The 25909-nt window shown below is 62.2% G+C and carries 25 protein-coding genes and 1 tRNA gene; 11 read left to right on the forward strand and 15 right to left on the reverse strand.

The annotated features are described in order from the left end of the window. Positions 1-314: 314 nt before the first annotated feature. Positions 315-2432: a TonB-dependent receptor family protein gene (locus MKK04_RS17900; protein ID WP_241105853.1), complete on the forward strand. Its 2118-nt coding sequence runs from the start codon at positions 315-317 to the stop codon at positions 2430-2432. Between the two features lie 146 nt (positions 2433-2578). Here MKK04_RS17900 and MKK04_RS17905 read toward each other — a convergent pair whose 3' ends face one another. From MKK04_RS17905 to MKK04_RS17940, 8 genes are all read right to left on the reverse strand, one after another. After that, positions 2579-3064 (reverse strand): adenosine-specific kinase, encoded by a 486-nt coding sequence (locus tag MKK04_RS17905; protein ID WP_233686922.1) that lies wholly within the window; start codon positions 3062-3064, stop codon positions 2579-2581. Between the two features lie 246 nt (positions 3065-3310). Further along, positions 3311-3386: transfer RNA gene (locus MKK04_RS17910), tRNA-Gly, on the reverse strand. Positions 3387-3450: 64 nt separating this feature from the next. Continuing rightward, positions 3451-4011 (reverse strand): CDP-diacylglycerol--glycerol-3-phosphate 3-phosphatidyltransferase, encoded by a 561-nt coding sequence (gene pgsA / locus MKK04_RS17915; protein WP_015271035.1) that lies wholly within the window; start codon positions 4009-4011, stop codon positions 3451-3453. Between the two features lie 32 nt (positions 4012-4043). Then, complete coding sequence (gene uvrC / locus MKK04_RS17920) at positions 4044-5867, reverse strand: excinuclease ABC subunit UvrC (RefSeq protein ID WP_207831051.1); 1824 nt, start codon at positions 5865-5867, stop codon at positions 4044-4046. Between the two features lie 6 nt (positions 5868-5873). Beyond that, positions 5874-6512, reverse strand: a complete 639-nt coding sequence (gacA, locus tag MKK04_RS17925; protein ID WP_003251380.1) for a response regulator transcription factor GacA — start codon at positions 6510-6512, stop codon at positions 5874-5876. 63 nt (positions 6513-6575) lie between these two features. After that, complete coding sequence (locus MKK04_RS17930) at positions 6576-6965, reverse strand: helix-turn-helix domain-containing protein (RefSeq protein WP_063912656.1); 390 nt, start codon at positions 6963-6965, stop codon at positions 6576-6578. 117 nt (positions 6966-7082) lie between these two features. Further along, complete coding sequence (locus MKK04_RS17935) at positions 7083-7514, reverse strand: GNAT family N-acetyltransferase (RefSeq protein WP_207831047.1); 432 nt, start codon at positions 7512-7514, stop codon at positions 7083-7085. 54 nt (positions 7515-7568) lie between these two features. After that, positions 7569-7955 (reverse strand): DUF488 domain-containing protein, encoded by a 387-nt coding sequence (locus tag MKK04_RS17940; protein ID WP_063912658.1) that lies wholly within the window; start codon positions 7953-7955, stop codon positions 7569-7571. A 128-nt stretch (positions 7956-8083) separates the two neighbouring features. On the opposite strand from MKK04_RS17940, the gene MKK04_RS17945 reads away from it, so the two are divergent. Further along, a complete protein-coding gene (locus MKK04_RS17945) occupies positions 8084-9700 on the forward strand; it encodes an inorganic phosphate transporter (RefSeq protein ID WP_241105854.1) in 1617 nt (538 codons plus the stop codon). A gap of 125 nt (positions 9701-9825) precedes the next feature. Here the strand turns inward: MKK04_RS17945 and MKK04_RS17950 are convergent, their stop codons facing one another. From MKK04_RS17950 to MKK04_RS17960, 3 genes are all read right to left on the reverse strand, one after another. Beyond that, entirely contained in the window at positions 9826-10521 is a 696-nt protein-coding gene (locus MKK04_RS17950; protein WP_233693672.1) for a glutathione S-transferase N-terminal domain-containing protein, read from the reverse strand. Positions 10522-10608: 87 nt separating this feature from the next. Next, positions 10609-11106, reverse strand: a complete 498-nt coding sequence (locus MKK04_RS17955) for a PaaI family thioesterase (RefSeq protein WP_063912661.1) — start codon at positions 11104-11106, stop codon at positions 10609-10611. Between the two features lie 57 nt (positions 11107-11163). Then, positions 11164-12546: an amino acid permease gene (locus tag MKK04_RS17960; protein ID WP_207831041.1), complete on the reverse strand. Its 1383-nt coding sequence runs from the start codon at positions 12544-12546 to the stop codon at positions 11164-11166. Positions 12547-12801: 255 nt separating this feature from the next. Between MKK04_RS17960 and gcvA the strand changes: the two genes are divergently transcribed. Both gcvA and MKK04_RS17970 read left to right on the forward strand, forming a co-directional pair. Next, positions 12802-13698, forward strand: a complete 897-nt coding sequence (gcvA, locus tag MKK04_RS17965) for a transcriptional regulator GcvA (protein WP_015271044.1) — start codon at positions 12802-12804, stop codon at positions 13696-13698. A gap of 148 nt (positions 13699-13846) precedes the next feature. Beyond that, on the forward strand, positions 13847-15097 hold the full coding sequence (locus MKK04_RS17970) for a 2-aminoadipate transaminase (protein ID WP_207831038.1): 1251 nt from the start codon (positions 13847-13849) through the stop codon (positions 15095-15097). A 3-nt stretch (positions 15098-15100) separates the two neighbouring features. Here MKK04_RS17970 and MKK04_RS17975 read toward each other — a convergent pair whose 3' ends face one another. Then, positions 15101-15403, reverse strand: a complete 303-nt coding sequence (locus MKK04_RS17975) for a hypothetical protein (RefSeq protein ID WP_085720495.1) — start codon at positions 15401-15403, stop codon at positions 15101-15103. A gap of 232 nt (positions 15404-15635) precedes the next feature. Here MKK04_RS17975 and MKK04_RS17980 point away from each other — a divergent pair, with 232 nt between their 5' ends. Together MKK04_RS17980 and fusA are read left to right on the forward strand one after the other, a co-directional pair. After that, entirely contained in the window at positions 15636-16061 is a 426-nt protein-coding gene (locus MKK04_RS17980) for a hypothetical protein (RefSeq protein WP_087499969.1), read from the forward strand. Between the two features lie 73 nt (positions 16062-16134). After that, on the forward strand, positions 16135-18246 hold the full coding sequence (gene fusA / locus MKK04_RS17985; RefSeq protein WP_207831036.1) for an elongation factor G: 2112 nt from the start codon (positions 16135-16137) through the stop codon (positions 18244-18246). Positions 18247-18358: 112 nt separating this feature from the next. Here the strand turns inward: fusA and MKK04_RS17990 are convergent, their stop codons facing one another. Then, on the reverse strand, positions 18359-19801 hold the full coding sequence (locus MKK04_RS17990; protein ID WP_207831033.1) for a SulP family inorganic anion transporter: 1443 nt from the start codon (positions 19799-19801) through the stop codon (positions 18359-18361). A 134-nt stretch (positions 19802-19935) separates the two neighbouring features. Here MKK04_RS17990 and MKK04_RS17995 point away from each other — a divergent pair, with 134 nt between their 5' ends. Together MKK04_RS17995 and aceA are read left to right on the forward strand one after the other, a co-directional pair. Beyond that, the gene (locus MKK04_RS17995) at positions 19936-20700 is read left to right on the forward strand and encodes a secretin N-terminal domain-containing protein (RefSeq protein WP_241105855.1); all 765 of its coding nucleotides are present in this window, start codon (positions 19936-19938) and stop codon (positions 20698-20700) included. 489 nt (positions 20701-21189) lie between these two features. Then, positions 21190-22515 (forward strand): isocitrate lyase, encoded by a 1326-nt coding sequence (aceA, locus tag MKK04_RS18000; protein WP_013973380.1) that lies wholly within the window; start codon positions 21190-21192, stop codon positions 22513-22515. Between the two features lie 92 nt (positions 22516-22607). Here aceA and MKK04_RS18005 read toward each other — a convergent pair whose 3' ends face one another. Further along, positions 22608-22871 carry a DUF3077 domain-containing protein gene (locus tag MKK04_RS18005; protein ID WP_233693675.1) on the reverse strand — a complete coding sequence of 88 codons (264 nt, stop codon included), beginning with the start codon at positions 22869-22871 and terminating at the stop codon, positions 22608-22610. A gap of 145 nt (positions 22872-23016) precedes the next feature. Then, positions 23017-23163: a hypothetical protein gene (locus MKK04_RS18010; protein WP_233693799.1), complete on the reverse strand. Its 147-nt coding sequence runs from the start codon at positions 23161-23163 to the stop codon at positions 23017-23019. Between the two features lie 524 nt (positions 23164-23687). Between MKK04_RS18010 and MKK04_RS18015 the strand changes: the two genes are divergently transcribed. From MKK04_RS18015 to MKK04_RS18025, 3 genes are all read left to right on the forward strand, one after another. Then, entirely contained in the window at positions 23688-24350 is a 663-nt protein-coding gene (locus MKK04_RS18015) for a lysoplasmalogenase (RefSeq protein ID WP_233693676.1), read from the forward strand. Between the two features lie 383 nt (positions 24351-24733). Continuing rightward, positions 24734-25147 carry an NADH-quinone oxidoreductase subunit A gene (locus MKK04_RS18020; RefSeq protein WP_003251427.1) on the forward strand — a complete coding sequence of 138 codons (414 nt, stop codon included), beginning with the start codon at positions 24734-24736 and terminating at the stop codon, positions 25145-25147. 9 nt (positions 25148-25156) lie between these two features. Then, positions 25157-25834: a NuoB/complex I 20 kDa subunit family protein gene (locus tag MKK04_RS18025; protein WP_003251429.1), complete on the forward strand. Its 678-nt coding sequence runs from the start codon at positions 25157-25159 to the stop codon at positions 25832-25834. Positions 25835-25909: the final 75 nt, after the last annotated feature.

Consider the following 25909-nt stretch of genomic DNA (forward strand, 5'->3'; position numbering starts at 1 on the left):
TGGGAGCGGCTTTAGCCGCGAAGAATCCAACGCGTTGCATGGCACCGGCTGCGCCGGTGATCGCGGCTAAAGCCGCTCCCCCAGGTTGCGCCATAGCATTCGGATATTTGGATATAACCTGCACTGTTCCGCAAACAACAGGGGCGCAACAAAATTTGCTTTTTTATTCAGCACTTCACACTAAAACTTTGGCCATACCCCCAAACTTCCGGCCTTTCACCAGCTGGCACAGAAACTGCTCTCACCCATTCCGACAGGCCTGACTATTCCCATAGAACGCCGAGGATCTACGATGACTTTCAAGGAATTCAACGATGCGTGCGATTCAACCCCACCCACTGCGCCTGGCCATCCGCCACGCCGCCCTGGCCACCGCGGCCACGGCCACGGCCCTGCTGGCCCCGGTCACGGTACTGGCCGCTGACCAGACCCTCGGCACGGTAACCGTGCAGGCCGCCAAGCAATCCGAAGTGCAACAGGCCGCCAGCGCCTTGGCCGAGGTGCCCGGCGGCACCAGCGTGGTCGACAGTGAAGAGGTCGCCAAGGGCCGCACTGCCACCCTGCAGGACACCCTTGGCTACCAGCCCGGCGTATTCGTGCAGTCCACCGGCGGCAACGACGCGGCGAAGATCTCGATCCGCGGCTCCGGTGCCAACACCTCGCCCGGCTACTTCCGTGAAGGCATCAAGTTCCTGTTCGACGGCCTGCCGCTGACCGGCCCTGGCGGCACACCCTACGAATTCCTCAACGCCAGCGGCGTGAACTACACCGAGATCCTGCGCGGCGCCAATGCCTTCCAGTATGGCGCGCTGACCCTCGGTGGCGCGGTCAACTTCGTCAACCACAGCGGCTACAGCGCCCCTGGCCTGCGCGTGCGCGCCGAAGCCGGCAGCTACCACTACCAGAAACAGAGCATCAGCTACGGTGGGGTCGAGGGCGACCTGGACTACTACCTGCAAGCCGACAACTACCGCAACGAGGGTTATCGCGACTACAGCCTGTCGAAGAGCTCGGGCATCGTTGCCAATGCCGGCTACCGCTTCAGCCCCAAGCTGGAAACCCGCCTGCTGCTGCGCTACCGCGATGAAACCCACAACGACCCCAGCGCCACCACCCTCAACGCCGCACTGCACCACCCGCGCCGCGCCAGCGCCACCGCCGAGAGCAGCGGTGCCGGTGCGCGCCGCCCGGGCAGCATCTGGGTGGGCAGCAAGACCACTTATACCTTTGACGACGATGCACGGCTGACCTTCGGCCTGTCGTATCACGACTATCGCCATACCAACAGCCCACGCAGCCCGAGCAATCCCAGTTACTGGGACTGGCACGACCTCGGCCTGTTGCTGGGCTATGACCGGGTCGACTACCTGTTCGGCCACGAAAGCCGCAGCAACATCGCCGTCACCTCCACCCAGCACCTGCGTGGCGGGGTGAACTCGGCCAACGACGACAAGGTGTCGCTCAAGCAGGTCAACTACAAGGACTCGTTCGACCGGGTGATCGCCCTGGGCAACGACCTCAACCTGGTCGACAACCTCTGGCTCACCAGCGGCGTGTCGTTCATCAACGTGCGGCGCAAGATCAACATCGACCACGCGGTGAACCCCAACACCACCAACTTCCCGCAGCACGTGGACTACGACAACTGGAGCGTCGCCCCGCGCATCGGCCTGCGCTACGAGTTCAGCCCGAACCTGCAGGTATTCACCAACTTCAGCCGCAGCATCGACCCGCCTGCTTCCTGGGAGTACTCGGGCTCCGGCCCGACCCTGCCTTACATCCGCCCGTTGGTGGAGCAGAAGGCCAACACCTTCGAGGTCGGTATCAAGGGCTCGCACGGCATCTTCGATGGCAGCCTGGCCCTGTACCGCTCGTGGATCCACGACGAGCTGCTGAACGTGCAGATCATCCCCGCCACGTCATCGTCGGCAGCGGTCACCGGCGCCTTCAACGCCTCGCCAACCATCCATCAGGGTGTCGAAGCCGGTCTCAACACCCGCCTTTGGGAAAACCCTCAGGGCGACCTGGTCCGCTGGCGCCAGGTGTACACCTACAACGACTTCTACTACCGGCATGACGACACCTTCGGCGACAACCAGTTGCCGGGCGTGCCCAAGCACATCTACCAGGGTGAACTGCAGTACCAGGACCACAGCGGCTGGTACACCGGCGTCAACGTACAGTCAGCCTCGCGCACGGCAGTGGACTATGCCAATACCCTGTATGCGCCGTCGTACACCATCTGGGGAGCGAACCTGGGGTATGAGGCGCCGAAGGGCAACTGGAAGGTGTCGCTGGACCTGAAGAACCTGGCGAACAAGGCGTACGTGACGGCGGTGACGCCGGTGTACAACGCGCGCGGGCAGGATACTGCGTCGTTCTGGCCGGGGGACGGGATTGGCGCGTACGTGGGGGTCGAGTTCAGGTACTGAGCCGTTGATGCGGCCTGGTGTTTGACGACACGTCCAATCAAAGGGGCAACATCTGAAAGGCGATGCTCTCGGTGTACACCTGCCGACAGCATCGTCCTGATGCTGTTACCCCTGCGGGCACCGCTCACGCGTACCCGCTCGCCAACTCACAATTTGTAGCCGATCTGTCGTAACAAGCCCTTGCGCCACACAATGCCTTCATCATCTTCAATGTCAGTGGCACGAACCCCGTCCACCACCCCCAGAACTGCTCGCCCCTGCTCCGTCTCGGCGAGAATCACTTCAACCGGATTGGCTGTCGCACAAAAAATGCAGCACACCTCTGGAACCAGCTTGACGGTGTTCAGCACATTCAGTGGATAGAATCCATCACCAAGAAAAATGATGAAACTATGGCCAGCCGCAATGTTTTGTGCATTTTTCTGGGCAAGCTCGATCATCGCGGTATCGGTGCCAGACCAGCGCACCAGGTGTTCGCCGGACGCTTCACAGAAGGCCAGGCCAAACTGAATACCTGGCACCGCATTTACCAGCGCTTCATGGATGTCCTCGACGGACTTGATGAAGTGCGTCTGGCCAAAAATGAAGTTCGTCGTTTCTGGCTTGTCGATTTTCTGAGCGATGAGTTGCATCAAACACCTCCTTTCACGCTGTGGGCAGAAGGCTCTGGCGATAGATCAAGCTTAGCCACTCAGGGGCGACTGTGGCCTGGCTGCGGGACTCTCCCTGGATGCAGCCCATAACGAAAAATGCCCCGTATCTTTCGATACGGGGCATTCTCTTGACGGGCTCTGGCAGATTGCCAGACTTTACGCAGCGTGCGCATGCCCTTTTTTCACAACTTGCAGACAAAAAAGAAAGTCTGCAAATCTTTAATCTGGAGCGGGAAACGAGACTCGAACTCGCGACCCCGACCTTGGCAAGGTCGTGCTCTACCAACTGAGCTATTCCCGCGTCGTGATGGGTGCCATTCTAGCGATTTCCAAAACGGCGTCAACCCCTTGATTCAAAAAAACTTTTATTTCTGCTCCGAGCCTTCGCGCAGGTGCGGCCAGGCGGCCAGCAGGTAGTGCACCATCGACCACAGGGTCAGCCCCGCCGCCACCAGCAGCAGCGCGTAGCCGAGGATTACCCAGAAGGTCACCGCCGGCGGGTTGGCCAGCAGGATCACCAGCGCCAGCATCTGGGCCGCGGTTTTCCACTTGCCAAGGTTGGACACCGCCACATGCGCCCGGGCGCCCAGCTCGGCCATCCACTCGCGCAGCGCCGAAACCACGATCTCGCGGCCGATGATTACCGCGGCCGGCAAGGTCAGCCAGAAGTTGGCGTGGGTCTGCACCAGCAGCACCAGGGCCACCGCCACCATCAGCTTGTCGGCCACCGGGTCGAGGAAGGCACCGAACGGCGTGCTCTGCTGCAGGCGACGCGCCAGGTAGCCGTCCAGCCAGTCGGTGGCGGCGGCAACGGCGAACACACTGCTGGCGGCCATGTAGCTCCAGTGGTAGGGCATATAGAACAGCAGGATGAAGATCGGGATGAGCAGGACGCGTAGAACGGTGAGCAGGTTTGGAATATTCATCGGTACGACTGGCCGCAAGTTGAGCCCGCATTCTACTCGCTATGCAGGCTGGCATAAATCGACTCGGCAAGCTTTTTACTGATGCCGGGTGCTTTGGCGATTTCATCGATACTGGCGCGATTGAGCTCCTGCAGGCCGCCGAAATGTTTCAGCAGGTCGCGCCGGCGCTTGGGCCCTACCCCGGCCACATCCTCCAGGCTGGACACCCGGCGGGCCTTGCCACGGCGGGCGCGGTGGCCGGTGATAGCGAAACGGTGGGCTTCGTCGCGGATCTGCTGGATCAGGTGCAGGGCCGGTGAGTCACCCTTGAGGGTGAACTCGTGGTGCACGTCGTTCAGGTACAGGGTTTCGAAACCGGCCTTGCGCGTCACGCCCTTGGCCACGCCAAGCAGGGTCAGGTCGCTGAAGCCCAGCTCCTGCATCACGTCACGGGCCATGTTCAGCTGGCCTTTGCCGCCGTCCACCAGCAGCACGTCTGGCAGCTTGCCCTCGCCGTCCTTGATACGCCCGTAGCGGCGGGTCAGGGCCTGGTGCATGGCGGCGTAGTCGTCGCCGGCAGTGACGCCTTCGATGTTGAAGCGGCGGTAGTCGGACTTGAGCGGGCCTTCGGGGCCGAACACCACGCAGCTGGCCACCGTGGCCTCGCCGCTGGAATGGCTGATGTCGTAACACTCCAGGCGCTGCGGCACCTCGTCCAGCTTCAGCACCTCGGCCAGGGCCTCGAAACGTGCGGCCATGTGCTGGCGGTTGGCCAGGCGGGCATTGAGCGCCTGCTCGGCGTTGGTTACCGCCAGTTGCTGCCAGCGGGCGCGGGTACCGCGTACCCGGTGGCTGATGGTCAGCTCGCGGCCGCGCAGCGTGTGCAGCGCTTCAGTGATGGCTTCGAAGTCTTCGTGCACCACGTTGACGATCAGCTCGCCCGGCAGTTCGCGCTCGGCATTGCCCAGGTAGTACTGGGAGAGGAACGCGGCCATCACTTCGGCCACCTCCTCCTCGATGCCCACCTGGGGGAAGAAGTTCTTGCTGCCCAGCACCCGCCCGCCGCGCACGCTGATCAGGTGCACGCAGGCGCCACCGGGGTTGACGAAGGCGGCGATGACATCGACATCGCCGCTGCCGCCTTCGATGTACTGCTGGTCCTGGACCCGCCGCAGCAAGGCGATCTGGTCGCGCAACTCGGCGGCTCTTTCGAAATTGAGGGCCATGGCGGCCTTCTCCATTTCGGCATTGAGCTCGTTGCCCAGTTGCTGGCTACGCCCTTCGAGGAACATCACCGAGTGGCGCACGTCCTCGGCATATTCCTCGGCGGTCACCAGGCCCGTGCAGGGCCCTTTGCAGCGCTTGATCTGGTACTGCAGGCACGGCCGGGTGCGGTTGGCGTAGTAGCTGTCTTCGCACTGGCGCACCGAAAAGGCCTTTTGCAGCAGGCTGAGGCTTTCACGAATGGCCCCGGCACTGGGGTACGGGCCAAAGTAGCGGCCCTTGGCCTTCTTCGCCCCACGGTGAATACCCAGCCGCGGGAACTCGCCGTCGGAAAGGAACACGTAGGGGTAGGATTTGTCGTCGCGCAGCAGGATGTTGTACGGCGGCCGCCATTCCTTGATCAGGTTCTGCTCCAGCAGCAGCGCCTCGGTTTCGTTGGCGGTGATGGTGGTTTCGACCTGGGCGATGCGCGCCACCAGCGCGGCGGTCTTGGGCGCCAGGCCGGTCTTGCGGAAATAGCTGGCCAGGCGCTTCTTGAGGTTCTTGGCCTTGCCCACGTAAAGCAACCGGGCTTCGGCGTCGAACATCCGGTAAACGCCCGGGCGACCACTGCAGGTCGCCAGGAATGCGCTGGCATCGAAAACTTGGGACATGAGGTTTTACAGGCTTGCGTCGACCATACCGTGGCGAACGGCCAGCAAGGTCAGTTCGACATCGCTGGTGACCGAGAGTTTTTCAAAGATCCGATAACGGTAAGTATTGACGGTCTTGGGCGAGAGGCACAACTTGTCGGAGATGATCTGCACTTTCTGGCAGCCGACGATCATCAGGGCAATCTGGATTTCCCGCTCCGACAAGGCATCGAACGGCGAGCCCTGTGGCTGGAACGGTTTCAGCGCCAGCTGCTGGGCGATCTGCGGGCTGATGTAGCGCTGGCCGGCAAAGGCCAGGCGGATGGCCTGGACCATTTCGTCAAGGCCGGCGCCCTTGGTCAGGTAGCCAGCAGCACCGGCTTGCAGCAGGCGCGTGGGGAATGGGTCTTCCTCGCACACGGTCACGGCAACCACCTTGATGTCCGGGTGGCTGCGCAGCAGCTTGCGGGTGGCCTCCAGGCCACCGATGCCGGGCATTTTCACATCCATCAGCACCACATCCGGCTTCAGCTCACGGGCCAGCTTGAGTGCCGATTCGCCCGAATCCCCCTCACCCACCACCTGCAGGCCATCGATGTCGGCCAGCATGCGGGTAATACCGGTTCGTACCAGATCGTGATCATCGACCACTAAGACCCTAATCAAGCACACACCTCGTCAGCAGGGCGATTGGATCCCGCCACCTTAACAAAATTTTTCACGGCGGGCCTAACGCATTCCTTCCGTAAGAAACGCCTGACGTTCAACCGAGAGCGGCCTCACTGTCTGCCGGGATTTGTCGTTGTTGGTCAAACGCCGCAGCAGGTGCCAGAGTGCCGCCTGATCGTCGCACGACAACTGCCGGAATGCCCTCAGCAAACCGGACTCATCGGCGTTAAGCCCCTCAAGCGGTAGCGGGGTGCGGATACCGCTGAGCACATATTGCGCATCCACCCCCCTGGCCGCCAATGCCGCCAGGTAATCGACCCGCGGCGAGCGTTCACCACTCTCGTATTTGCCCTGGGCATTGGGTTCGACCCCGCCGATATCTCCAAACACGCGCTGGGTCATCCCCAGACGCTCACGCTCTTCCCGCAGCCGCGGACCGATTCCATTCATGGGAGGCTCCTTGTCCCTGTTCACACTCATGTACGGCCTACCCGCCTGCAGGCAGCCGTAAACGCCTGAGTTCACTATGCCCATGCTCACCAGTCGCGACAAGCCATCATTGCGCTATTAGTCGATCGTACGCTGCATGCGCACAAAGCATTCGTCCTCACCCATTTCGACGAAGCCATGGCGCTGGTACAGCACACGCGCCGGGTTGCTGCGAAACACCATCAGCCGTAGCAGCGGCAGATGCCGCTGGCGGGCCCACAGCGCCAACTGCTCCAGCACCCAGCTGCCGACACCACGCCCACGGTGCTCGGGTAGCAGGTGCAACTCGCGGATGAACAGCGCCTGACGGTCCTGGCTGAGGCTGCAGAAGCCGAGCACGGTGTCACCTTCAGTCACCAGCCACTGCTCGCGCCAGCCCCAGGCTTCGTCGAAGGCTTGCTCGATCCACAACAGGTCATATTCACGGTAGTACGGCAGCATGGCGCGGCGCGTGAGGTCGCGTGCGAAGGTGCAGTGGGTGTCGTCGGCGGGGGTCAGGTTCAGGGGCATCACATATCGAACTCTTGGGTTTGCCGGCGACAGGGCCGGTAAAACGAATATCAATCATTGGGCGTAGCACACGGGCGAACTGCCAGGCCCACGCCGGTCCAGTTCGTCCTCCAGCCATTGCGCCAGCACCCGGGCATTGTTGTGTTCAGTGTCCTTGCCCGCATAAAGCAATGTCAAAGTGCCCTTCCCCGCCAAGTCCAACAGCGGGTACCAGTGCTCGGGGTGGGCCGCCAGCTCTTGCTGGTAGCGCTGGGTGAAACCGGCGAAATCCACTTCACCCTGGTGAAACGCCTTGCGCAATTCATCCGAGGGTGCAACTTCGCGCAACCACTGTCCGCGCAGGTCTTCCTTGCGCTTGTTGCGCGGCCACAGCCGATCGACCAGCACGCGCTGGCCGTCGTCCTGCTCAACCGCATCGTAGACACGCTTGCAGCGAATCATCGGTTTCTCCTGCCATTACCGTCCGTCTTGAGCCTAGATAAATCATTGATCGAGGTCACGGCCGGGTTACGAATTGTTTCTATGCTCAAGGCCTTCGGCACCTTCGCCCCACGCCAACCGGAGCCCCCATGGCAACCCCGTCACTGGCCAGCCAGCCGCAACTGGCCCAACGCGACTCCCGCCCGCAGCTTGCCCACAAGCCGGGGCGTGCCACCCTGGTGTTGTTCTTCGGCCTGCTGCTGGCCGGCATTGCCTACTCCGCCTGGAGCCTGAAGCAGGATGTGACGGCCAGCGGCACGGCAATCACCACGGTCACGCCATTCCTGCTGCTGGGCCTGGCGTTGCTGATTGCCCTGGGCTTCGAGTTCGTCAATGGCTTCCATGACACTGCCAATGCAGTGGCCACCGTGATCTACACCCACTCCTTGCCGGCACCGGTCGCCGTGGTGTGGTCCGGGCTGTGCAACTTCCTCGGCGTGCTGCTTTCCAGCGGCGCGGTAGCGTTCGGCATCATCGCTTTGCTGCCGGTGGAGCTGATTCTGCAGGTCGGCTCCTCGGCCGGCTTCGCCATGGTCTTCGCCCTGCTACTGGCGGCGATCATCTGGAACCTCGGCACCTGGTGGCTGGGCCTGCCGGCATCCTCCTCGCACACCCTGATCGGTTCGATCATCGGTGTGGGCGTGGCCAACGCGCTGATGCACGGACGCGACGGTACCAGTGGCGTGGACTGGGCCCAGGCCAGCAAGGTCGGTTATGCCCTGCTGTTCTCGCCACTGATCGGCTTTGCCTGCGCTGCCCTGTTGCTGCTGGCCCTGCGCGCGCTGGTCAAGCGCAAGGCGCTGTACCAGGCGCCGGAAGGCCAGACACCACCACCGTGGTGGATCCGCGGCGTGCTGATCCTGACCTGCACCGGTGTGTCCTTTGCCCACGGTTCCAACGACGGCCAGAAAGGCATGGGCCTGATCATGCTGATTCTGGTCGGCACCCTGCCGATGGCTTACGCACTGAACAAGACCATGCCCAATGAGCAGGCCCTGCAGTTTTCCGCCGTCGCCGAGGTAACCCGCCAGGCACTGGTGCGCAACGACCCGCAAGCGGCGCCGGCCGACCCGCGCCAGGTGCTGACCACGTTCATTGCCGAACCCAAGGCCAACCCGCAACTGGTACCGGCGCTGGCGGCGCTGACCGGCATGATCGGCGAAGAGGTCAAAGGTTATGGCTCGCTCAAGCGCGTACCGGCCGAGGCCATGGCCAACGTGCGCAACGACATGTACCTGACCAGCGAAGCCATCCGCCTGATCGAGAAGAACCAGCTGGTGGTTTTCGATGCCGACACACGCAGCCATGTGCTGCTGCTGAAGACCCAGCTGGACGACGCCACCCGCTACATCCCGCTGTGGGTGAAAGTGGCCGTGGCCATCGCACTGGGGCTGGGGACCATGGTCGGCTGGCGGCGCATCGTGGTGACGGTAGGCGAGAAGATCGGCAAGACCCATCTCAGCTATGCCCAGGGTGCGTCGGCCGAGGTGGTGGCAATGTGCACCATTGGTGCGGCGGACATGTTCGGGTTGCCGGTGTCGACCACCCATGTGCTGAGTTCCGGGGTGGCCGGGACCATGGTGGCCAACGGGTCGGGGATTCAGAAGCGCACGCTGGTCAACCTGCTGATGGCCTGGGTGCTGACCTTGCCGGCAGCGATGCTGTTGGCCGGCAGCCTGTACTGGCTACTGCACCACATTTTCTGAATCTGTACTCCATCCCTGTGGGAGCGGGCATGCCCGCGAACACCGGCAAAGCCGGTGCCATGCACCGCGGTGCCTGCTTCGCGGCGGTTCGACACGCGCGCTCCCACAGGATCAGTGCCAACTGTTCAAGCCGGGATTTTCAGACCACGCTGCACCGCCGGCCGCTCAAGGAACGCCGCCAGCACCCGCTGCACTTCCCTGAACTGATCGAAGCCGACCAGGTCACGGGCGTTGTAACGCTCCACCAGGTTACGCACCCACGGGAAGATCGCGATATCGGCAATGCTGTACTCGTCGACCATCCATTCCCGGCCTTTCAGATGCCGGTCCAGCACACCGAGCAGGCGCTTGGACTCGTTGACATAACGGTCCCGCGGGCGTTTGTCCTCGTATTCCTTGCCAGCAAAGAAATGGAAGAAGCCCACCTGACCGAACATCGGCCCGATGCCGCCCATCTGGAACATCAGCCACTGCAGGGTCTGGTAACGCTGGGCCGGATCCTGGCTCAGCAACTGGCCGCTCTTCTCCGCCAGGTACTGCAGGATGGCCCCGGACTCGAACAGCGGCAGCGGCTGGCCGCCCGGACCATTGGGGTCGAGGATGGCGGGGATCTTGTTGTTGGCGCTGAGCGAGATGAATTCGGGGCTCAGCTGATCATCGTTGTCGAAGCTGACCTTGTGCGGCTCATAGGCCAGGCCGATCTCTTCGAGCATGATCGACACCTTGACGCCATTGGGCGTCGGCAGTGAATACAGCTGCAGGCGCTCGGGGTGCCTGGCGGGCCACTTGCGGGTAATAGGGAAAGCACTGAGATCGGTCATGATCAACCTTGCCTGGGGGAATGAACCTCTCACTCTAGAGACATCCCCGGCCGCTGACCATCACCGACCACTTGTCAGCACGGGCAGTCAGGCTTGGCCGTGAGCCTTGAGCTTGAGCTTTTCGGTATCGACACGGACGAACACCGAGTCGGCGGTCACGGTCAGCACATCGTCGGCCCAGACTTCGCAGATCACCCGGCTCTTACGCCCTACTTCGCCTTCCACACGCGCCTTGAGCAACAGCTCGACGCCCATCGGCGTGGGTTTCAGGTAGGTCAGGTTGAGCGTGCCGGTAACGCAGTCGATACGCGGCAGGCTACCCGGCTCGCGGCCTTCGTTACGGTAGTGGTAGGCCATCGCCGTCCAGTTGGAGTGGCAGTCGACCAGCATCGCCAGCAGGCCGCCGTAAACCAGGCCGGGCCAGCCGGTGAAGGTGCTGTCGGGCACGTGCCGGCACAACAGGTGGATGCCGTCGGCGTCCCAGTGGCTTTGCAGGTGCAGGCCGCTGGGGTGGGAGCAACCGCAGCCGTAGCAAGTGCCGTCGGGTGCAGCGAGTGCCTGTAGAGAAAGTGAGTGGTCGTTCATACGCTTCCTGTGCTTGTTCGAATGGGGGCGCGCAACGCCCCCATTAAAGCAGAATCATCAGGCCGTCTGGGCAACCACCTTGGTGCCTCGCTGGGTCAGCGAAACCAGCAAGATGAATGCAGTCACTCCGGCAGTCATCAGCGTCTCGTAGCGGTAGGCATCGCTGAACAGCATGTAGCCCAGCACCATGACGATGGTGCCGATCACCAGCCAGGTCAGCCACGGGAACAGCCACATCTTCAGCTCCAGCGGCCGCCCTTCACGCTCGGCACGGGCACGCATGCGCAGCTGCGACACGGCAATCACCAGGTACACCAGCAAGGCGATGGCACCCGTGGTGGACAGCAGGAAGCCGAACACTTTGCCCGGGAACACATAGTTGACGAAGCACCCGGCAAAGCCGGCCAGGGTCGAGAAAATGACCGCCACGGTCGGTACGCCAGAACCGGAGATACGCTTGGTAACGCTCAGCGCCTGGCCACGGGCGCCCAGCGAATAGAGCATGCGCGACGCGGTGTACAGGCCCGAGTTCATGCAGCTGGTCACGGCCACCAGCACCACGATATCCACCAGCAGCTTGGCACCCGGCACGTTCAGCACTTCCAGCACGCGCTGGAACGAACCCACGGCTTTAAGCCCCGGGTCGTTCCAGGCCACCAGCGACACCACCAGGAAGATCGACGCCAGGTAGAAGATGGCGATGCGGTACACCACCAGGTTGGTGGCGCGGCGGATCTTGTCTTTCGGGTTGGCGGTTTCGTCAGCGGCAATGGTGACGATTTCGGCGCCGAAGAACGAGAAGATGGTGATCAGCACGCCACCGAGCACGGTGCCGAAACCGTTGGGCATGAAGCCACCGTTGTCCCACAGCCGGCTCACCCCGGACACCTCGGCCAGCGGCCAGACGCCGAACACCGCCAGGCTGCAGACCACGATGAAGGCAATGATCGCCACCACCTTGACCAGCGCGAACCAGTACTCGAAGGCCCCGAAGTTCTTCACGCTGATCAGGTTGGTGCCCGACAGCACCAGCATGATCAGGAAGGCGAACAGCCACGACGGCACACCGGGGAAGTAGGCATGCAGGATATCGGCGCCGGCAATGGCCTCGACCGGAATGATCAGTACCCAGAACCACCAGTACAGCCAGCCGATGGTAAAGCCCGCCCAAGGGCCGATGGCTTCGGAGGCATAGGTGGAAAACGAGCCGCTGTTGGGGTTGGCGATGGCCATTTCGCCCAGCATGCGCATCACCAGCAAGACCAGCAGGCCGGTCATGGCGTAGGAGATGAGGATGGCCGGGCCGGCGGTGGCGATGGCGTTGGAGGAACCGATGAACAGGCCGGCCCCGATGATGCCGGCAATGGAGATCATGGAGACCTGACGGGACGTCAGGCCGTGCTGCAGGGAGCGCTGTTTGTTGTTGTGTAGCGAAGCCATGAAGAACCCTCGAATGGGTCGGCCGCGGCGGAGCGGCTGAAGACTGGAGCAGAATTCTTATAAATTTCTGATGTTCGTTGTTGTTGTTTTGCAGTTGCCGGAAGCGGGTACTGACCTCCTCTTCGCACGACCGGTTGTAATCGTTGATCCAGGTCAGTATTAATCTATAGGGCGGGGTCAACAAACGACCTTTTCGAAACACATGATTCCGTTACGGAATGAACTCCTTCCTTTTTTGCTCGGTATTTGCCCGTCATGTCCAAACGCCTGATGCCTTCGACCACCGCCCTTCAGTGCTTCGAAGCGGCCGCCCGCCACCTCAGCTTCACCCGCGCGGCCCAGGAACTGCACCTGACCCAGAGCGCCGTCAGCAAGCAGGTGGCGCAGCTCGAGGACATGCTGTCGCACTCGCTGTTCCAGCGCATTCGCCGGCGCCTGCACCTGACCCCCGCCGGCGCGCTGTACCTCACCGAAGTGAACAAGATCCTCACCCAGATCGACATTTCCAGCCGCTACATCCTCAGCTACGGCGACGAGACCGAAGTGCTGCGCATCGCCACCCAGCCCACCTTCGGCGCGCGCTGGCTGGTGCCCCGGCTGAAGGGTTTTGGCGACCGCTACCCGCGCATTCACCTGGATATCCGCAACGAACTGGAGCCGTTCGACCTGGTGCAGGCCAAGGCCGACATTGCGTTTTTCTTCGGCCAGGGCACCTGGCCCGGGGCAACCTGCATCGAGCTGTTCAGCGAAGAAGTGGTGCCGGTGTGCAGCCCGCAGCTGCTGGCCAACCACCGTTTCGACAGCGCCCAGGCGCTGACCGAACACCGCCTGCTGCAGTGCGTGTCGCGCCCGGAGGCCTGGCACGAATGGTTCCTGGGGCTGGGGTTGCATAGCCAGAACAGCTACCACGGGCCACGCTTCGACACGTTCTACCTGTGCATCCGCGCGGCCATTGCCGGCTGCGGCATCGCCCTGATTCCGCGCTACCTGGTGGCCGAAGAACTGAGCGAGGGCAAGCTGGTGGTGGCCTGGGACCACCCGGTGGCGAGCAATGGCCGGCACTTCATCGCCCATGCCGAGCATGCGGCCGAAGTGCCCAAGGTCAGGGCCTTCGTGCAGTGGATTCGGGAGCGGGTGGCCGAGGGGGATTGATATCACCCGCGAAGAGGCCGGCACAGGCGATATAAATCAACTACAAGATCACGAATCCAGGGAATGACCGCAATCGAATAATTCGTTTGCGGAATAACCCGCCAACACGCTTGGATAATAAGAAACTCGAACAAAGGTCCGCGTGCCCATGAACCAGGAAAGTATCAGCCAATCCATTGCCATCGTTCACCCGATCACACTTTCCCATGGCCGTAATGCCGAAGTCTGGGACACTGACGGCAAACGTTACATCGACTTCGTCGGCGGTATCGGTGTGCTCAACCTGGGCCACTGCAACCCGGCCGTGGTCGAGGCGATCCAGGCCCAGGCCACTCGCCTGACCCACTACGCCTTCAACGCAGCCCCCCACGGGCCATACCTGGCACTGATGGAGCAACTGAGCCAATTCGTGCCGGTCAGCTACCCCTTGGCCGGCATGCTCACCAACAGCGGCGCGGAAGCTGCGGAAAACGCCCTGAAAGTAGCCCGCGGTGCCACCGGCAAACGCGCCATCATCGCCTTCGACGGCGGCTTCCACGGTCGCACTCTGGCCACGCTGAACCTCAACGGCAAGGTCGCCCCGTACAAGCAGCGGGTCGGTGAACTGCCAGGGCCGGTGTACCACCTGCCCTACCCCAGCGCCGACACCGGGGTAACCTGCGAACAGGCCCTCAAGGCCATGGACCGCCTGTTCAGCGTCGAGCTGGCCGTGGAGGACGTGGCGGCGTTCATCTTCGAGCCGGTGCAGGGCGAAGGCGGCTTCCTCGCCCTTGACCCAGGCTTCGCCCAGGCCCTGCGCCGCTTCTGCGACGAGCGCGGGATCCTGATCATCATCGACGAGATCCAGTCGGGTTTCGGTCGTACCGGCCAGCGCTTCGCCTTCCCGCGCTTAGGGCTTGAGCCCGACCTGCTGCTGTTGGCCAAGAGTATTGCCGGCGGCATGCCACTGGGTGCGGTGGTCGGGCGCAAGGAACTGATGGCAGCGCTGCCCAAAGGCGGCCTGGGTGGCACCTATTCGGGCAACCCGATCGCCTGCGCGGCGGCCCTGGCCAGCCTGGCGCAGATGACCGACGAGAACGTCGCTACCTGGGGTGAGCGCCAGGAGCAGGCAATCGTGCGCCGCTACGAGCGCTGGAAGGCTTCTGGGCTGAGCCCGTTCATCGGCCGCCTGACCGGCGTCGGCGCCATGCGCGGGATCGAGTTCGTCAATGCCGACGGCAGCCCGGCACCGGCGCAGCTGGCCAAGGTGATGGAAGCGGCGCGAGCCAAGGGCCTGTTGCTGATGCCTAGCGGCAAGGCACGGCACATCATCCGCCTGCTGGCACCGCTGACCATCGAGGCCGCGGTGCTCGAAGAAGGTCTGGATATCCTCGAGCAGTGCCTGGCCGAGCTGAACTGATACTTACAAGCCCAGTTCTGCGGGAGTGAGCATGTCGGACTCGAAGGCAATCCAGCCGCCTTCGAGTTCGGCGTGGCCGTTGACGATCGGGCCGTAGTAGGTCAGGCCGTTTTCCAGGGTCACGCAGATGTGCGTGGCGTTCTTTTCAGGGGCCGCGAGCGTACCGACGAAATGCACCTTTTTCAGGGTTTCGGTCACCGCTTCCAGGCCAACGCGCATGTTGGGGTTTTCCGAGGCCTCGGTGTCGCCGCCACGGTCTTCGGCGCTGATGGTGATGGTGGCGATGTACGGGTACTTGGTGCTCAAGCGGGGTTACCTCAGTGGGTGTGTAGGCGTATGGGCGCGTAGAGTACGGCAGGTGGTCTCTATTGTCTCTACTGGCCTCTTCGCGGGTAAACCCGCTCCCACAGGGACCGCATGCGCAGTACCTGTGGGAGCGGGTTTACCCGCGAAGAGGCCGGGCCTGCAAAAGGTGATCTGAAAGGCCCGATCTGTTAGGGTGCCCGCCGATGCAAGCCACACCACACGAGGATCCCGAGTGAGCGCCGAAGAACCCCTGATCGCCGACCTGTTCGAAGTCGACAAACGCCTGTCCCTCAAGCCCGTGGTGGACTTCAACAGCTACCTGCGCAACGCCTTCGGCGAAGGCCCGTGCCGTTGCCACCGCTGCACCGAAGGTGGCGACCAAAGCACCTACAGCCACGCCCACACCTTCACCTTCGACGGCCGCCAATGGCACCGCCGCTTCGCCAGCACCTCCGGCAGCGACGTCGCCCAGGCCCTGAAAAAAGCCTGGCTGTCGTACACCAAGGCCGATCTCAACCTGGTGGGTGCACTGGACCTGGCCACCCTCAAGACCTTCACCGAAGCCGCCCTGCACACGCGCCTGCTGGCCCTGCTGCCCGCCAGCGGCCTGGCCCGCGAAGTGGACGGCCAGTGGATGCTGCAAGCCCAGGCCGACTGACGGTCAGGCGGCAGGGCAGGATTCTCCCGGTCTGCTACCGTGGGAGAATCCGCTCATCCACAGGTAGTCCGCCATGGCCCGCACAACGCCCATCGAGCTGTACCGCAATATCGGCATCGTCGCCCACGTGGATGCCGGCAAGACCACGACCACCGAGCGGATCCTGTTCTACACCGGGGTCAACCACAAGATGGGCGAAGTGCACGATGGTGCCGCGACCATGGACTGGATGGCCCAGGAGCAGGAGCGCGGCATCACCATTACCTCGGCGGCGACCACCGCCTTCTGGCAGGGCTCGACCAAGCAGTTCGCCCACAAGTATCGCTTCAACATCATCGACACCCCCGGCCACGTCGACTTCACCATCGAGGTGGAGCGCTCGCTGCGCGTGCTCGATGGCGCGGTGGTGGTATTCAGCGGCGCGGACGGGGTCGAACCACAGTCCGAGACCGTTTGGCGCCAGGCCAACAAGTACCACGTGCCACGCCTGGCCTACATCAACAAGATGGACCGCCAGGGCGCTGACTTCCTGCGCGTGGTCAGGCAGATCGACCAACGCCTGGGCCACCACCCGGTACCCATCCAGCTGGCCATCGGCAGCGAAGAAAACTTTGTCGGCCAGATCGACCTGGTGAAGATGAAGGCCATCTACTGGAACGACGCGGATCAGGGCACCAGCTATCGCGAGGAAGACATCCCCGCCGAACTGCAGGCACTGGCCGACGAATGGCGCGCGCACATGGTCGAGGCCGCAGCCGAGGCCGATGACGAACTGCTCACCAAGTTTCTCGAAGGCGAAGCGTTAAGCATCGAAGAGATCAAGGCCGGCCTGCGCAAACGCACCCTGAACAACGAGATCGTGCCGACCATCCTCGGCTCGTCGTTCAAGAACAAGGGCGTACCGCTGATGCTCGACGCGGTCATCGACTACCTGCCCGCGCCTTCGGAAATCCCCGCCATCAAGGGCACCGACCCGGATGACGAAGAGAAGCACCTGGAGCGCCACGCCGACGACAGCGAGCCGTTCTCGGCCCTGGCGTTCAAGATCGCCACCGACCCGTTCGTCGGCACCCTGACCTTCGCCCGGGTCTATTCCGGCGTGCTCAGCTCCGGCAACGCGGTGCTCAACTCGGTCAAGGGCAAGAAAGAACGCATCGGCCGCATGGTGCAGATGCATGCCAACCAGCGCGCCGAAATCAAGGACGTGTGCGCTGGCGACATCGCCGCGCTGATCGGCATGAAGGACGTGACCACCGGCGACACCCTGTGCGACATGGACAAGCCGATCATCCTCGAACGCATGGACTTCCCTGACCCGGTCATTTCCGTGGCAGTGGAGCCGAAGACCAAGGCCGACCAGGAAAAAATGGGCATTGCCCTAGGCAAGCTGGCCCAGGAAGACCCGTCATTCCGTGTGCGCACCGATGAAGAGACTGGCCAGACCATCATCTCGGGCATGGGCGAGTTGCACCTGGACATCATCGTCGACCGCATGCGCCGCGAGTTCAACGTCGAGGCCAACATCGGCAAGCCACAGGTGGCCTACCGCGAGAAAATCCGCAACACCTGCGAAATCGAGGGCCGCTTCGTCCGCCAGTCCGGCGGCCGAGGCCAGTACGGCCACTGCTGGATCCGCTTTGCCCCCGGCGACGAGGGCAAGGAAGGCCTGGAGTTCATCAACGAAATCGTCGGCGGCGTGGTACCGCGCGAGTACATCCCGGCGATCCAGAAGGGCATCGAGGAGCAGATGAAGAACGGCGTGCTCGCCGGCTACCCACTGATCAACCTGAAGGCGGCGGTGTACGACGGCTCGTACCACGATGTCGACTCCAACGAAATGGCCTACAAGATCGCCGCCTCGATGGCCACCAAGCAGCTGTCGCAGAAAGGTGGAGCGGTGTTGCTGGAGCCGGTGATGAAGGTGGAAGTGGTGACCCCGGAGGAGTACCAGGGTGACATCCTCGGTGATCTGAGCCGGCGCCGCGGGATGATCCAGGATGGTGACGAAACGCCGGCCGGCAAGGTGATCCGTGCCGAGGTGCCGCTGGGCGAGATGTTCGGCTACGCCACCTCGATGCGCTCGATGACCCAGGGCCGGGCCAGCTTCTCGATGGAGTTCACCCGCTATGCCGAGGCGCCGGCGAGTATTGCCGACGCCATCGTCAAGAAGAACCGCGGGGAATAGTTCATTCGCCTGTACCGGCCTCTTCGCGGCTAAAGCCGCTCCCACAGGGAATGCATAACCCCTGCGGGAGCGGCTTTAGCCGCGAAGAAGCCGGTACAGGCAACAACCACTCTCAGTGCTGCTCACCAGCCCGCTTCAGCAATTTCTTGCAGCGCTCCGACAGATGCACCACCCGCAATTGCTTGCCCGCCCTGGCATACCGCTCCCGCAAGGTCTTCAACGCGGCAATCGCCGAATAATCGACAAAGCTCAAATGCTGGCAATCCAGGGTCACCTTGGCCGGGTCGTTAGCCGGATCGAACTGGTTCAGGAACGGCGTGGTCGAGGCAAAGAACAGCGTGCCATGCACCTGATAACGCTTGCCCCCTTCCCCGTCCTCATGGCTGTCGGCATACAGCTCGCGCGCATGCTGCCAGGCAAAGTTCACCGCCGCGATGACGACACCGAACAACACCGCCACTGCCAAGTCGGTAAGCACCGTTACCACGGTCACGGCAATGATCGCCAGCACATCGCTCAGCGGCACCTTGTGCAGCACACGCAACGACGCCCAGGCAAAGGTCTGCTGCGCCACCACGAACATCACCCCGACCAGTGCCGCGAGCGGAATACGCTCGATCAGCGGCGAAAGGAACAACACGAACAGCAGGACCATCACTCCGGCCACCACGCCCGACAGCCGGCCACGGCCATTGGAACTGAGGTTGATCACCGTCTGGCCGATCATCGCACAACCACCCATGCCACCGCACAGGCCGGAAACCATATTGGCCGCGCCCAGTGCCACGCACTCGCGGTCCGGGTAGCCACGGCTTTCGGTGATTTCATCGGTCAGGTTGAGCGTAAGCAGGGTTTCCAGCAGGCCGACCATGGCCATCAGCACCGCGTAAGGGACGATGATCTTCAGGGTTTCAAGATTCCACGGTACGTCCGGCAGCGCCAGGTGCGGCAGGCCACCGGCGATGTTCGCCATATCGCCCAGGGTGCGAGTGGGCAGACCCAGCAGGTACACCAGCACACCAACGCTGAGGATCGCCACCAACGCCGGCGGCACCGCACGGGTCAGTTTCGGCAACACATAAACCACCAGCATGGTCAGCGCCACCAGGCCCACCATCAGGTACAGCGGCGCACCGCTGAGCCAGTGCTCACCCTGCTTGAAATGCTCCAGCTGGGCCAGGGCGATGACAATGGCCAGGCCATTGACGAAGCCGAGCATCACCGGGTACGGCACCAACCGCACCAGCTTGCCCAGGCGCAGCAAGCCGAACAGGATCATCACCACGCCCCCCAGCAGCACCGTCGCCAGCAGGTACTGCGCACCGTGCTGCACCACCAGCGCGACGATCACCACCGCCATCGAGCCGGCAGCGCCGGAAATCATCCCCGGCCGGCCACCGAACAGCGCCGTCAGGGTGCAGATGATGAAGGCGCCATACAGACCCATCAGCGGGTTCAGGTGAGCCACCAGGGCAAAGGCGATGCACTCGGGCACCAGGGCGAACGAGGTGGTCAGGCCGGCGAGCAGGTCGGCGCGGAGTCGGGCGGGTTTCATGAGCATCCTGTGAGGCGGTCCGGGCGGACGGTACAAAAACAAGGGGCGCGATGTTACGGAATTTGTCTGACAGCGGCCACCGCTCAAGGGGTTCTATAACGTGAAACCAGCAGAAGCCAGGCAAATTTGCCATCATGAACATTCCACCTGCGGAGATCATGGACATGCCGCTACGCCCCCTTCTCGCCTCCCTGCTGCTGGTCGCCAGCCTTACCGCCCAGGCCGCCACCGAGGTCGTACCGCTACAACACCGCAGCAGCGCCGAACTGCTGCCCGCCGCCCAGGCGTTCATCGGCAAGGACGGCACGGTCAGCGCCTTCGAGAACAAGCTGATCGTCAACGCCAGTGCCGAGCGCATCGACGACCTGCGCGCCTTGCTGCAACAGCTGGACACCGCGCCCAAGCGCCTGCTGATCAGCGTCGACAACAACGACAGCAACTTCCAGGACAACCGTGGCAACGCGCGTGTCATCCACTACGGCACCAGTAACCGTGACGGCGGCATGCAGCAGATCCAGGCCAGCGAAGGCCAGCCGGCACTGATCCAGATAGGCCAGAGCATCCCGATCACCAGCACCAGCACCGACGGCTACGGGCGCATCCAGAGCAACACCGAATACCGCAACGTGACCCAGGGTTTCTACGTCACCCCAAGCCTGAGTGGCGATATGGTTCGTCTGCAAATAAGCACCAATAATGACCGCATCAGCCATGAACGTGCAGATGTAGTGAATGTGCAAAGCACCGACACGACGGTCACCGGCAAGCTCGGCGAATGGATCACACTGGCCGGGCACAATCAGCAGAGCCAAGCCGATCGCAGCACATCAAGCCTCAGTTACAGCACCCAGCGCGGTGAAAACATGACTTTACGTGTCAAAGTCGACCTTCTCGACTGATCCCAGGCAATTCAAGGCCTCGACCAAAGGCCTTGAAACTGACTGCCAGGTCGCATTAGACCAAAGATGTAGTAAGAGAAAAAAACCACTACAAAACATTTGACAGGGTCTTTTTCCCAAGGGCATGATGGCCTCGCTCCCGCTAATCAGGGGCCCTGGCAAGGGCCTTCGAGGCGTGCTCCTCCCACCCCTGGAGGCGCCTCGTGTCTATACGGCCCACAAGGCGGTTCGACGGGATTGCGACTGCAACGAAGAAGTTGTCCCGAGGGACGGAAGCGCATCACCGCAGTACTGGCAATCGCGTAGCACCGCAGCAAGGCAACCACGAGCCAACCTGCCGGAGCACCCTTTCGCCTGGCCTGCACACCCTTCCCCTTCGAGCCTTCGCGTTCGCCGCCGCACTCCTGCGAACAGGACAGCCGCCAGCTCCTGATCTGCTCCGAGCATCAGCACAATTACCCCAAGATCGATGCGACGAGGTTTATTTCCATGGCACTGACACGCGAACAGCAAATTGCAGCCCTCGAGAAAGACTGGGCCGAGAACCCGCGCTGGAAAGGCGTGACCCGTACCTACACCGCCGCTGATGTCGTTCGCCTGCGTGGCTCCCTGCAGCCGGAGCACACCCTGGCGCGCCTGGGTGCAGAAAAACTGTGGAAGCTGGTCACCGAAGGTGCCCACCCGTCCTTCCGCCCAGAAAAAGATTTCGTCAACTGCATGGGCGCCCTGACCGGCGGCCAGGCAGTGCAGCAGGTCAAGGCCGGCATCCAGGCCATCTACCTGTCCGGCTGGCAGGTTGCCGCCGACAACAACTCGGCCGAGTCCATGTACCCTGACCAGTCGCTGTACCCGGTCGACTCGGTACCGACCGTGGTCAAGCGTATCAACAACGCCTTCCGCCGCGCCGACCAGATCCAGTGGAAAGCCGGCAAGAACCCGGGCGACGACGGCTACATCGACTACTTCGCGCCAATCGTGGCCGACGCCGAAGCCGGTTTCGGTGGCGTACTGAACGCCTACGAGCTGATGAAGAACATGATCGAAGCAGGCGCCGCCGGCGTGCACTTCGAAGACCAGCTGGCCTCGGTCAAGAAATGCGGCCACATGGGTGGCAAGGTACTGGTACCGACCCAGGAAGCTGTACAGAAGCTGGTGGCCGCGCGCCTGGCCGCTGACGTTTCGGGCGTACCGACCATCATCCTGGCCCGTACCGACGCCAACGCCGCCGACCTGCTGACCAGCGACTGCGACCCGTACGACCAGCCGTTCGTGATCGGCGAGCGTACCCGTGAAGGCTTCTACAAGGTACGCGCCGGCCTCGACCAGGCCATCGCCCGCGGCCTGGCCTATGCACCATACGCCGACCTGATCTGGTGCGAAACCGCCAAGCCGGACCTGGACGAAGCCCGCCGCTTCGCCGAAGCGATCAAGAAGGAGTACCCGGACCAGATCCTGTCGTACAACTGCTCGCCGTCCTTCAACTGGAAGAAGAACCTGGACGACGCCACCATCGCCAAGTTCCAGCGCGAGCTGTCGGCCATGGGCTACAAGCACCAGTTCATCACCCTGGCCGGCATCCACAACATGTGGCACGGCATGTTCAACCTGGCGCACGACTACGCCCGCAACGACATGACCGCCTACGTGAAGCTGCAGGAGCAGGAATTCGCTGACGCCAACAAAGGCTACACCTTCGTGGCGCACCAGCAGGAAGTGGGCACTGGCTACTTCGACGACATGACCACTGTTATTCAGGGCGGGGCTTCGTCGGTGACCGCACTGACTGGTTCGACCGAGGAAGAGCAGTTCCACTGATAGTGGGTTGCTGTTGAAGAAAGGCCCGGGGTTTGTGAAAGCCCTGGGCCTTTTTGCATGGGTTCAAATAGCAGCCTGTGACTGGAACAACCTCAATGCTTCATGCCCAGCTCTGCGTCATCCATCAGCGCCTTGGCCATGGCGCTGAGGTAATGGGCAGCCCAGATCATCATCGGTTTCTCGTCCATCAGGCCGGTGATGGTCAGTTCGCGCACATAGCCCATCAGCTCCGAGGACTGCTCGCGGGCATCCCGACAAGGAATGCCGGGCTCGATGCGGAACAGTGGGTGAGTACCGTTTTCACCTTGGAAGAAGGTGGTTTTGCCGACGGTGAACTGGGTGTCTTCTGTTGTCATTGTTCATTCCCCTGAAAATTCTCTACTGCCTGGGCCGGCCCTTTCGCGGGTAAACCCGCTCCCACAGGTGCTGTGCAAGTCTTGGCGCTTGTGATGAACCTGTGGGAGCGGGTTTACCCGCGAAGAGGCACACCCAGACAACACATCAATCAAGCCTTAGTGCAAAGTCCGAGGCCCTGTGTGCATCTGCGCCTGAACCAATGCCGAAGGCCTGATGCACCACGGTGGCCTGGATCAGGGTGTCTTCGAGGGAATGGGAGTTGCGGGGTGGATCGGGGACAACTTTTAGCATGACTCGCTCCTTTCTTTCCTGTTTGGCTGCCATCCGCCCGCTGTCAAACGGTTAGGTGGCAGCTATGCGCGGGTTGACAGACCGGTGGAAAGAAAGAAAGACCGGCGCACGCGAACGTGCCCACACGCACAGCTGCCATTGAGGCAAAGCGAGTGCACCTTCTTTCAATTCCGGCCTGTCAAAGCCGTGTCGTTGATGTGCAACGACTCGCCGAGACTAGAGCGCTGCCACAGCAGCCGCAACGGAAAAAAGGCGGCAAGAGTATGTTTGGGAAATGGCCTACATGGAAGGGGTTAAATCCGACATTTCAGGTGTTCTGCGCCCGATTGCGTCAGGGCGGCCAGGTGCCTGCCTTGGTTTTTGCGGTGCTGCTCAAATCGAGCGCCGCGCGGGCGGCGCTCGATCTCACAGGCGCCACATTCCTCTCGCCATACCCATGCCAGCCCTCACACAACCCCGACGCATCACCAACAAACCCCACAATCAGGTCTATGCTTGTGGCAGCCCAGCAGCAAGGACCGCCCATGCCCCGCCCGAGCCACCTGACCACAATCGCCCTGGCCGCCGCTGCCCTCTATATATATGCACTGGCCAGCGACAACACCCTGCTCGCCCTGCTGGCCAAACCGATACCCGTACTGGCCCTGATCGCCTGGCTGCGCAGCGCCCCAGCCTCGCCCTATCGCAAGTGGATCTCGATCGGCCTGGCGTTCTCGGTACTCGGCGACATCCTGCTGGCCATCCCCGCCGACCTGTTCGTGTTCGGCCTGGTCGCATTCCTTTGTGCCCACCTGGCCTACCTGCGCGCCTATTGCGGCCAAACATTGCACCCCGCCCTACCCGCACTCCTGTTCAGCGCCCTCACCGGCATCACCCTGTTCGGCGTACTCGCCAGCCACGGTCTCGGCCCGCTGCTGATCCCGGTCGCAGTGTACGCCCTGGCAATCAGTGCCATGCTCTGGCGCGCACTGGCCTGTGGCAGCCTGGCCGCGCTCGGTGCCGGCCTGTTCGTATTCTCCGACAGCCTGATCGGCATCGACCGCTTCGTCAGCCCCTTCGCCGCCGCGCCGTACCTGATCATCCTCACCTACTGGCTCGGCCAGTGGGCGATCACTTCATCTGCCAGTCATCGCTCAATCGATAAAGTATTGACCCAGAGCGGTGCGAGCGGTGTCGGGAGGTGCTAGAACAGGCGTTTTTCGCATTTGCAAGTAGAGGAAATCGCCAGATGAACTTTACAAGGCACAGAACAGGGGAAATATCAGGCATCAGGTTAAATGATATCAATTATCATTACGAAACTTGCAATTCGTTACCCGTCGCAAGAAACATAATTAACAAAACCGCACGCAATGCCCGAATCTCAAGGCTTTCAGCCAGTTACACGCAGGTTTTGTACTTAATCCTACGAATAAATTTGCGACAGAAATTTTACTTGCACCGGGTTTACCCATAAAATCAGCGCGATTGATTCAGCTGCGACATTTGGTCACTGCACGTGCGACACCAGGTCGCCGCTCTACACTTATTTCAGACTGCAGAGCTGGGTCTCTGTATAAGGATCTCTAGCATGTCCGATTCGGCAGGACTCATCGCCCACAACTGGGGCTTTGCCATCTTCCTCCTGGGTGTCGTCGGCCTGTGCGCCTTCATGCTCGGCCTGTCCAGCCTGCTCGGTAGCAAGGCCTGGGGCCGCGCCAAGAACGAACCCTTCGAATCCGGCATGCTGCCCGTCGGCAGCGCCCGCCTGCGCCTGTCCGCCAAATTCTATCTGGTCGCGATGCTGTTCGTGATCTTCGATATCGAAGCCCTCTTCCTCTTTGCATGGTCTGTGTCCGTCCGCGAAAGCGGCTGGACCGGATTCGTCGAAGCACTCGTTTTCATAGCAATTCTGTTGGCTGGTCTTGTCTACCTATGGCGCGTCGGGGCACTTGATTGGGCTCCCGAAGGTCGCCGCAAGCGGCAAGCGAAGCTGAAACAATGAGGCTTTGGCATGCAATACAATCTCACCAGAATCGATCCGGATGCGCCCAACGAGCAGTACCCGGTCGGTGAACGGGAAACCGTCACCGATCAACTGCTAGAGGACCAGGTCCACAAGAACATCTTCATGGGCAAGCTTGAAGATGTGCTGCGTGGCGCGGTCAACTGGGGTCGCAAGAACTCCCTCTGGCCGTACAACTTCGGCCTGTCCTGCTGCTACGTGGAAATGACCACGGCCTTCACGGCACCCCACGACATCGCCCGCTTCGGCGCCGAAGTCATCCGGGCCTCGCCGCGTCAGGCCGACTTCATGGTCATCGCCGGTACCTGCTTCGTCAAAATGGCGCCGATCATTCAGCGCCTGTACGAGCAGATGCTCGAACCGAAATGGGTCATTTCCATGGGTTCATGCGCCAACTCCGGCGGCATGTACGACATCTACTCGGTCGTTCAGGGGGTCGACAAGTTCCTCCCCGTGGACGTCTATGTGCCTGGCTGCCCGCCACGCCCTGAGGCTTTCCTGCAAGGCTTGATGCTGCTGCAGGAGTCGATCGGCCAAGAACGACGCCCGCTTTCCTGGGTTGTTGGTGATCAAGGTATTTACCGTGCCGAGATGCCAGCCCAGAAAGACCTGCGTCGTGAGCAGCGCATTGCAGTAACCAACCTGCGCAGCCCCGACGAAGTCTGATCCAGCGACCTGCCGCCCGCTCCCCTGGAGCCGGCGGCCTGGCTTCATTCTTAACGTTGACCCAAAGCGACCGAG

This window comes from Pseudomonas sp. LS.1a, from assembly GCF_022533585.1.
Classification (GTDB): Bacteria; Pseudomonadota; Gammaproteobacteria; order Pseudomonadales; family Pseudomonadaceae; genus Aquipseudomonas.

Excerpts from the sequence above, each read along its gene's own strand:
- MKK04_RS17900 (WP_241105853.1), top strand. The coding sequence starts at position 315 with ATGCGTGCGATTCAACCCCACCCACTGCGCCTGGCCATCCGCCACGCC.
- MKK04_RS17905 (WP_233686922.1), bottom strand. The coding sequence starts at position 3,064 with ATGCAACTCATCGCTCAGAAAATCGACAAGCCAGAAACGACGAACTTC.
- pgsA (WP_015271035.1), bottom strand. The coding sequence starts at position 4,011 with ATGAATATTCCAAACCTGCTCACCGTTCTACGCGTCCTGCTCATCCCG.
- uvrC (WP_207831051.1), bottom strand. The coding sequence starts at position 5,867 with ATGTCCCAAGTTTTCGATGCCAGCGCATTCCTGGCGACCTGCAGTGGT.
- MKK04_RS17930 (WP_063912656.1), bottom strand. The coding sequence starts at position 6,965 with ATGAATGGAATCGGTCCGCGGCTGCGGGAAGAGCGTGAGCGTCTGGGG.
- MKK04_RS17935 (WP_207831047.1), bottom strand. The coding sequence starts at position 7,514 with ATGCCCCTGAACCTGACCCCCGCCGACGACACCCACTGCACCTTCGCA.
- MKK04_RS17940 (WP_063912658.1), bottom strand. The coding sequence starts at position 7,955 with ATGATTCGCTGCAAGCGTGTCTACGATGCGGTTGAGCAGGACGACGGC.
- MKK04_RS17945 (WP_241105854.1), top strand. The coding sequence starts at position 8,084 with ATGGCAACCCCGTCACTGGCCAGCCAGCCGCAACTGGCCCAACGCGAC.
- MKK04_RS17950 (WP_233693672.1), bottom strand. The coding sequence starts at position 10,521 with ATGACCGATCTCAGTGCTTTCCCTATTACCCGCAAGTGGCCCGCCAGG.
- MKK04_RS17955 (WP_063912661.1), bottom strand. The coding sequence starts at position 11,106 with ATGAACGACCACTCACTTTCTCTACAGGCACTCGCTGCACCCGACGGC.
- MKK04_RS17960 (WP_207831041.1), bottom strand. The coding sequence starts at position 12,546 with ATGGCTTCGCTACACAACAACAAACAGCGCTCCCTGCAGCACGGCCTG.
- gcvA (WP_015271044.1), top strand. The coding sequence starts at position 12,802 with ATGTCCAAACGCCTGATGCCTTCGACCACCGCCCTTCAGTGCTTCGAA.
- MKK04_RS17970 (WP_207831038.1), top strand. The coding sequence starts at position 13,847 with ATGAACCAGGAAAGTATCAGCCAATCCATTGCCATCGTTCACCCGATC.
- fusA (WP_207831036.1), top strand. The coding sequence starts at position 16,135 with ATGGCCCGCACAACGCCCATCGAGCTGTACCGCAATATCGGCATCGTC.
- MKK04_RS17990 (WP_207831033.1), bottom strand. The coding sequence starts at position 19,801 with ATGAAACCCGCCCGACTCCGCGCCGACCTGCTCGCCGGCCTGACCACC.
- MKK04_RS17995 (WP_241105855.1), top strand. The coding sequence starts at position 19,936 with ATGAACATTCCACCTGCGGAGATCATGGACATGCCGCTACGCCCCCTT.
- aceA (WP_013973380.1), top strand. The coding sequence starts at position 21,190 with ATGGCACTGACACGCGAACAGCAAATTGCAGCCCTCGAGAAAGACTGG.
- MKK04_RS18005 (WP_233693675.1), bottom strand. The coding sequence starts at position 22,871 with ATGACAACAGAAGACACCCAGTTCACCGTCGGCAAAACCACCTTCTTC.
- MKK04_RS18010 (WP_233693799.1), bottom strand. The coding sequence starts at position 23,163 with ATGCTAAAAGTTGTCCCCGATCCACCCCGCAACTCCCATTCCCTCGAA.
- MKK04_RS18015 (WP_233693676.1), top strand. The coding sequence starts at position 23,688 with ATGCCCCGCCCGAGCCACCTGACCACAATCGCCCTGGCCGCCGCTGCC.
- MKK04_RS18020 (WP_003251427.1), top strand. The coding sequence starts at position 24,734 with ATGTCCGATTCGGCAGGACTCATCGCCCACAACTGGGGCTTTGCCATC.
- MKK04_RS18025 (WP_003251429.1), top strand. The coding sequence starts at position 25,157 with ATGCAATACAATCTCACCAGAATCGATCCGGATGCGCCCAACGAGCAG.